Source organism: Actinosynnema sp. (assembly GCF_052038725.1).
The window spans coordinates 1-5,853 of sequence record NZ_JBQGCX010000053.1 but is presented as its reverse complement, the minus strand read 5'-3'; the positions used below and the strand labels follow the sequence as shown (position 1 = coordinate 5,853).

The following is a 5,853-nucleotide window of genomic DNA, read 5'->3' as shown; positions in this document are numbered from 1 at the left end:
AGTGGGCCGCGCGACGCGGGTCAGCCCTGGCGAGCACGGCTGCCCGGCGGGGGCGCAGGTCGGCGTTCGGCCACCACCGCTCGAAGTCCTCCAGCGCGGGCAGGGAGGCGGTCACGGCCGCGAAGCGCCGGGCGGTGGGGGCGCTGCCGGGCGATGTGCGGGGCGTGCGCGGTCAGCACCCGCCTGCCGGGCGGGCAGGTCCTCCAGGCCGGACGCGGAGCAGGGGTCCGGGGTGTCGGTCATCCTCCGCAGGCGTTGCGCAGCGACCAGGGCCGCTCGACCGGGTGAAGGGAGGCGACCATCGCGTTCAGAACGGTCGCGCCCGCCCACCGGAACCCCGGCGGGCGGGCGCGGATCACTTCTTCTTCGCCTTCTTCACCTTCGGCGGCGACACCCGGTTCAACGCCAGCCGCTCCGGCAGCGGGCCGCCCTCGTCGAGCCACGACGCCACGTCGTCCACCACGCCGTCGTCCAGCGCGAACCCCAGCCACACCGGCTGCTGGCCGCGCGGCTTCACGACCAGCACGTTCGAGCTCTCGCACGCGTCCAGGCAGTCCGCCGTCCGCACGCTCAGCCGCCCGCCCGACGCCGCCGCCAGCTCGCGCAGCCTGGCCAGCTGGTGCTCGTGGTCGAAGTCCGGGTGCTTCTTGACCGTGCCGCAGCAACAACCCCGGCACACCGTCACGTAGTCCCGCACCTACGCCGTCTCCACGACCGCGCCCGAGCCGTCCGCCCGGAACACCGGGGCCGACGCGCCCAGGTCGCGCACCGCCGCCACCGACGCGGCGTCCAACTCCTCCGCGCCGGTCACCACCGCAGCCGCCTCCAGGCCCTCCGCGCCGCTGGCCACCGCAGCCGCCACGGCCGCCTGCAGCGCCGTCAGCGCCAGCGACGGCAGCGCCACCGTGGTCGCCGCGTAGGTGCGCCCGTCGGTGTCCCGCACCGCCGCCCCCTCGGCCGCGCCCGTGCGGGCACGCGCCGACCTGGCCAACGTCACGATCTTGACGTCCTCCGGACCGAGCTCACTCATCGCCGCCGCTCCCCTCGTCGTCCTCAGCGGACCTGGCCAGCGGGCGCACCAGCACGGTCGTGATGCGCATCCGGCCCCGCTCGTCCTTGCCGCCCTCGGCGCGCATCCGCAGCCCGGCGATCTCGGCCTCGGTGCCCGGCAGCGGGACCCGGCCCAGGCGCTGCGCCAGCAGACCGCCGACCGTCTCCACCTCGTGGTCGTCCAGCTCGGTGCCGAACAGCGAGTCCAGGTCGTCCACGGGCAACCGCGCGCTCACCCGCACCGCCCCGTCCGCCAGGTACTCCACCGGCTGCCGGTCGTCCGTGTCGGACTCGTCGGTGATCTCCCCGACGATCTCCTCCAGGATGTCCTCGATGGTCAGCAGCCCGGCCGTGCCGCCGTACTCGTCCACCACGACCGCCAGGTGGTTGCGCGACAGCTGCATCTCCCGCAGCAGGTCCGCGACCGGCTTGGTGTCCGGGATGAACGCGGGCGAGCGCATCACGTCCGACACGAGCTTGCCGTTCGGCTGCTCGGACAGCGCGATCCGCACCAGGTCCTTCAGGTTCACCACGCCGACGATGTCGTCCACGCTCTCGCCGATCACCGGCACCCGCGTGTACCCGGTGCGCAGCGACAGCGCCAGCGCCTGCCGCACCGACTTGGCCTGCTCGATCCACACGATCTCGGTGCGCGGCACCATCACCTCGCGGGCGATGGTGTCACCCAGCTCGAACACCGAGTGGATCATCTCGCGCTCGCCCTCGTCGACGACGCCGCGCTCCTGCGCCATGTCGACCAGCTCGCGCAGCTCCACCTCGGACGAGAACGGTCCCTCGCGGAAGCCCTTGCCCGGCGTGATCGCGTTGCCGACCAGGATCAGCAGCTTGCTCAGCGGCCCCAGCACCCGGCCGAGCACCCGCACGGGCGCGGCGGCCAGCAGGCGCACCGCGTACGGGGGCTGGCGGCCCCGGGTGCGCGGGCCGACGCCGACCAGCACGTACGACACGACCAGCATCGACGCGCCCGCCGTCAGCACCGCCGCCCAGCCCACCGGCACCAGCCGGAAGCTGACCACGGTCACCAGGACCGTCGCGGCCAGCTCGCAGCCCAGGCGCAGCAGCAGGAGCAGGTTCACGTGCCTGGGCCGGTCGCCCAGCACCATCATCAGCTGCTTGGCGCCCGGCCTGCCCTGCCGCAGCAGCGCCTCCACGCGGGCCCGCGACACCGTGCCCAGCGCCGCGTCGACCCCCGCGAACGCGCCCGCGGCCAGGATGAGCAGGACCGCCAGCACCAGCAGCCCGGTGGAACCGGCTATCACCACGGCCGCCTCAGGCGCTCGGCTCGGCGGGACGCTCGGGAGCGTCGTCCTCCAGCCCCGCCGCGCCCAGCAGCTTGGAGTCCGCCGCGCGCTGGGCCGTCTTCCGCTCGGCCTCCGCGATCGAACCCCGGTAGTCGCCCAGGATGCGGTTCTGGAGCGTGAACATCTCGCGCTCCTCGGCGGGCTCGGCGTGGTCGTAGCCCAGCAGGTGCAGCACGCCGTGCACGGTCAGCAGGTGCAGCTCGTCCATCAGGCTGTGCCCGGCCTTGGCGGCCTGGTCCTCGGCGAACGCGGGGCACAGCACGATGTCGCCCAGCAGCGCGGGCCCGAGCCCGGCCGCGTCGGGGCGGCGGGCCGAGTCCAGCTCGTCCATGGGGAAGGCCATCACGTCGGTCGGACCGGGCAGGTCCATCCAGCGCTGGTGCAGGTCGGCCATCACGTCCAGCTCGACCAGCAGCACGGACAGCTCCGCCAGCGGGCTGACCCCCATGCGGTCCAGCGCGAACCGGGCGGCGGCGACGATGGAAGCCTCGTCGACCTGCGCGCCCGACTCGTTAGCGATCTCGATGCTCACGGCGCCTATCGTCCCCGCCGCTCGCCCCGAGCCCGCGCACCGGGTCCCCGGTGGTGGCCGTCGGCCTGCTCGTCCTGCTCGACCTGCCACTTCTCGTAGGCGTCGACGATGTCGGCGACCAGCTTGTGCCGGACCACGTCACCGCTGGTCAGCACGGAGAAGTGCACGTCCTCGACCCCGTCCAGGATGTCCCGCACCACCCGCAGCCCGCTGCGCTGCCCACCGGGCAGGTCGACCTGGGTGGTGTCGCCGGTGACGACGACCTTCGACCCGAAGCCGAGGCGGGTGAGGAACATCTTCATCTGCTCGGGCGTGGTGTTCTGGGCCTCGTCGAGGATGATGAAGGCGTCGTTCAGGGTCCTACCACGCATGAAAGCCAGCGGCGCGACCTCGATCGTGCCCGCCTGCATCAGGCGCGGGATGGAGTCCGGTTCGACCATGTCGTGCAGCGCGTCGTACAGCGGGCGCAGGTACGGGTCGATCTTGTCGTACAGGGTGCCCGGCAGGTAGCCCAGCCGCTCGCCCGCCTCGACGGCCGGCCTGGTCAGGATGATCCGGGTGACCTGCTTGGCCTGGAGGGCCTGCACGGCCTTCGCCATCGCCAGGTAGGTCTTGCCGGTGCCCGCCGGGCCGAGGCCGAACACGATCGTGTTCTTGTCGATGGCGTCGACGTAGTGCTTCTGGTTGAGCGTCTTCGGGCGGATGGTGCGACCGCGCCGGGAGATGATGTCCAGGCTCAGCACCTCGGCCGGGGACTCGCTGGTGCCCGCCGACAGCATCGCGACCGTGCGGCGCACGGCGTCGGAGCCGAGCTGCTGGCCGCGGCTGGCGAGGGTGACGAGTTCGGTGAACACCCGCTCGGCGAACGCCACGTCCGCGGGCTCCCCGGTCAGGGTGATCTCGTTGCCCCGGACGTGGACGTCCGCGTCGAGCAGCTCCTCCGCGGCGCGGAGGTTCTCGTCGCGTGATCCGAGGAGTGCGAGCACCGCGCCGTCCGGCACGGAGAACTTGGAGCGAGCTTGCGCCTGCGGCGTGCTGTCAGCGGTGTCGGCCACGTGGCCTCGGGCCTGCTTCCTGCGCTTTCGCGTCGAATCCGTCGGATCGGGTCACCCCCGATGCTAGCCGCCCGGAGCGCTCGGGTGCACCGGAGTAACGGGCCGCGACGGGCCGGGGGTCTACTGGGGACCGTGGAAGAGCTGCGCTTTCTGACCCCCGACGACGTCCCCGCCTGCCTCGCCCTGGCCACCGGCCGAGGGTGGTCCCACGAGGAGCGCAAGTGGCGGTTCCTGCTGGCCACCGGCACCGGGCTCGGGCTGTTCGACGGCTCCGCGCTGGTCGGCACGACCGTGCTGACCCGCTACGGCGACGCGCACGCGGCGCTGAGCATGGTGCTGGTCGCCGAGGGCAGGCAGGGCCGGGGGCTGGGCCGCCGGTTGGTGGAGGCCGCGCTGGAGCGCGCGGACGCGCCGGTGGTGTCGCTGCACGCCACGGAGCAGGGCCTGCCGCTGTACGAGAGGCTCGGGTTCGTGGTGGCCGGGCCGGAGCTGGTCACGCACTTCGGGGTGTTCGCCGGGCCGCCGTCGGGCGCCACGTCGCCGCTGGTCGACCCGGCCGCGCTGGTGGCGCTGGACGCCGAGGTGTTCGGCGCGGACCGGTCGGCGCTGTGGGCGGCCTACCGGGGGTTCGCCGAGCGGGTGGTGGTGTCGGCGTCCGGGTTCGCGGCCTGCTGGGCGGACCCGAGCCCGCTGGTGGTGGGCCCGGTGGTGGCCGAGGACGCGGCCGGGGCGCGGGCGCTGGTCGCGGACCTGGTGTCCGGGCGAAACGCGCGGGTGGACACCGCCGACCCCGCGCTGCGCGCCTGGCTGCTGGAGAACGGGATGCGCGAGGGCTACCGGGTGGCGCCGATGGTGCTGGGCGCCACCCGGCCGCCGGGCCGCCGGGAGCGGCTGTTCGCGCCGATCATGCAGGCGCTGGGGTGAGGCCGCGGGCGGTCAGGCCAGCGCGCCGAGCGGCTTGCCGCCGAGCAGGTGCAGGTGGGCGTGGAAGACGGTCTGCCCCGCGTCCGCACCGGTGTTGAACAGCAGCCGGTAGCCGGACTCGCCGACGCCCTCGGCCTCCGCGACCTGCCCCGCGGCCAGGAACAGCTCGTCGAGCGCGCCGGGGGCGGCCTTGGCCAGGGCGACGGCGTCGGTGTCGTGCCGCTTGGCGACGAGCACGACGTGCACGGGGGCCTGCGGCGCGATGTCGCGGAACGCGATGACGGTGTCGGTCTGGTGCACGACGGTGGCGGGGATGGCGCCGTCGGCGATCTTGCAGAACAGGCAGTCGTCCATGCCGGGAGGCTAGTGGACCAGGCCCAGCGCGGCGGTGCGGCAGGCCTCCCAGGCGGGGGTGCCGACGGTGATCAGGTCCAGGTGCCCGGCGCCGGGGATCGTGATCAGCCGCGCGCCGGTGGCCTGCGCGAACGCCTCGCTCTGGGCGAGCGGCACGTCCTCGTCGCGGTCGCCGTGCACGAGCACGACGGGCTTGCCGACCGGGGGCGCGGCGGCGGGCGAGGCGTCGGCGTAGCGCTCGGGGGCCTGGTCGGGGGTCGCGCCGAGCAGTTCGGCGGCGCGGCGGGTGATCCGCGGGTGCTGGAGCTGGTCCAGGACGCCCGCCGGCGCGACCGCGCCGACGACCCTGGGGTGCCGGGCGGCGGCCCACACGGCGAGGTGGCCGCCCGCCGAGTGGCCGAGGGTGACCACGGGGCCGAGCGCCGGGTCGAGCGCGTCGATGGCGGCCAGGACGTCGTCACCGGATTGCGGCCACCCGCCCGCGCCACCGACCCGGCGGTACTCGACGTTCCACGCGGTGACGCCGTGCGCGGCGAGGTCGGCGGCCAGGGGGCGGCCGAGGGAGAGCGTGTAGCGCTGGTGCCAGAACCCGCCGTGGATCACCACGACGACCGGG

General features: G+C 74.3%; 8 protein-coding genes. 1 reads left to right on the top strand and 7 read right to left on the bottom strand.

Annotated features, from left to right (window positions below; genetic code table 11):
- Positions 1 to 355 precede the first annotated feature (355 nt).
- From ACTUAL_RS01060 to ACTUAL_RS01040, 5 genes are read right to left on the bottom strand one after another with little or no spacing between them, the layout of a single operon-like run.
- Positions 356 to 697: a hypothetical protein gene (locus ACTUAL_RS01060; RefSeq protein WP_096491907.1), complete on the bottom strand. Its 342-nt coding sequence runs from the start codon at positions 695 to 697 to the stop codon at positions 356 to 358.
- A complete protein-coding gene (locus tag ACTUAL_RS01055) occupies positions 698 to 1,030 on the bottom strand; it encodes a cytidine deaminase (RefSeq protein WP_096491906.1) in 333 nt (110 codons plus the stop codon). It abuts the gene before it with no gap.
- Positions 1,023 to 2,327 (bottom strand): hemolysin family protein, encoded by a 1,305-nt coding sequence (locus ACTUAL_RS01050; protein ID WP_440898936.1) that lies wholly within the window; start codon positions 2,325 to 2,327, stop codon positions 1,023 to 1,025. The genes ACTUAL_RS01055 and ACTUAL_RS01050 overlap by 8 nt, the downstream gene beginning before the upstream one ends.
- Positions 2,328 to 2,340: 13 nt before the next feature.
- The gene (ybeY, locus tag ACTUAL_RS01045) at positions 2,341 to 2,904 is read right to left on the bottom strand and encodes an rRNA maturation RNase YbeY (protein WP_096491904.1); all 564 of its coding nucleotides are present in this window, start codon (positions 2,902 to 2,904) and stop codon (positions 2,341 to 2,343) included.
- Positions 2,905 to 2,909: 5 nt separating this feature from the next.
- Positions 2,910 to 3,959, bottom strand: a complete 1,050-nt coding sequence (locus ACTUAL_RS01040) for a PhoH family protein (protein WP_440898935.1) — start codon at positions 3,957 to 3,959, stop codon at positions 2,910 to 2,912.
- Between the two features lie 132 nt (positions 3,960 to 4,091).
- Between ACTUAL_RS01040 and ACTUAL_RS01035 the strand changes: the two genes are divergently transcribed.
- Positions 4,092 to 4,883, top strand: a complete 792-nt coding sequence (locus tag ACTUAL_RS01035; RefSeq protein ID WP_440898934.1) for a GNAT family N-acetyltransferase — start codon at positions 4,092 to 4,094, stop codon at positions 4,881 to 4,883.
- 12 nt (positions 4,884 to 4,895) lie between these two features.
- Here ACTUAL_RS01035 and ACTUAL_RS01030 read toward each other — a convergent pair whose 3' ends face one another.
- Positions 4,896 to 5,237: a histidine triad nucleotide-binding protein gene (locus tag ACTUAL_RS01030; RefSeq protein ID WP_096491901.1), complete on the bottom strand. Its 342-nt coding sequence runs from the start codon at positions 5,235 to 5,237 to the stop codon at positions 4,896 to 4,898.
- A gap of 9 nt (positions 5,238 to 5,246) precedes the next feature.
- The coding region (locus ACTUAL_RS01025; RefSeq protein ID WP_440898933.1) for an alpha/beta hydrolase family protein at positions 5,247 to 5,853 on the bottom strand (607 nt) is incomplete at its 5' end.

Excerpts from the sequence above, each read along its gene's own strand:
- ACTUAL_RS01055 (WP_096491906.1), bottom strand. The coding sequence starts at position 1,030 with ATGAGTGAGCTCGGTCCGGAGGACGTCAAGATCGTGACGTTGGCCAGG.
- ACTUAL_RS01030 (WP_096491901.1), bottom strand. The coding sequence starts at position 5,237 with ATGGACGACTGCCTGTTCTGCAAGATCGCCGACGGCGCCATCCCCGCC.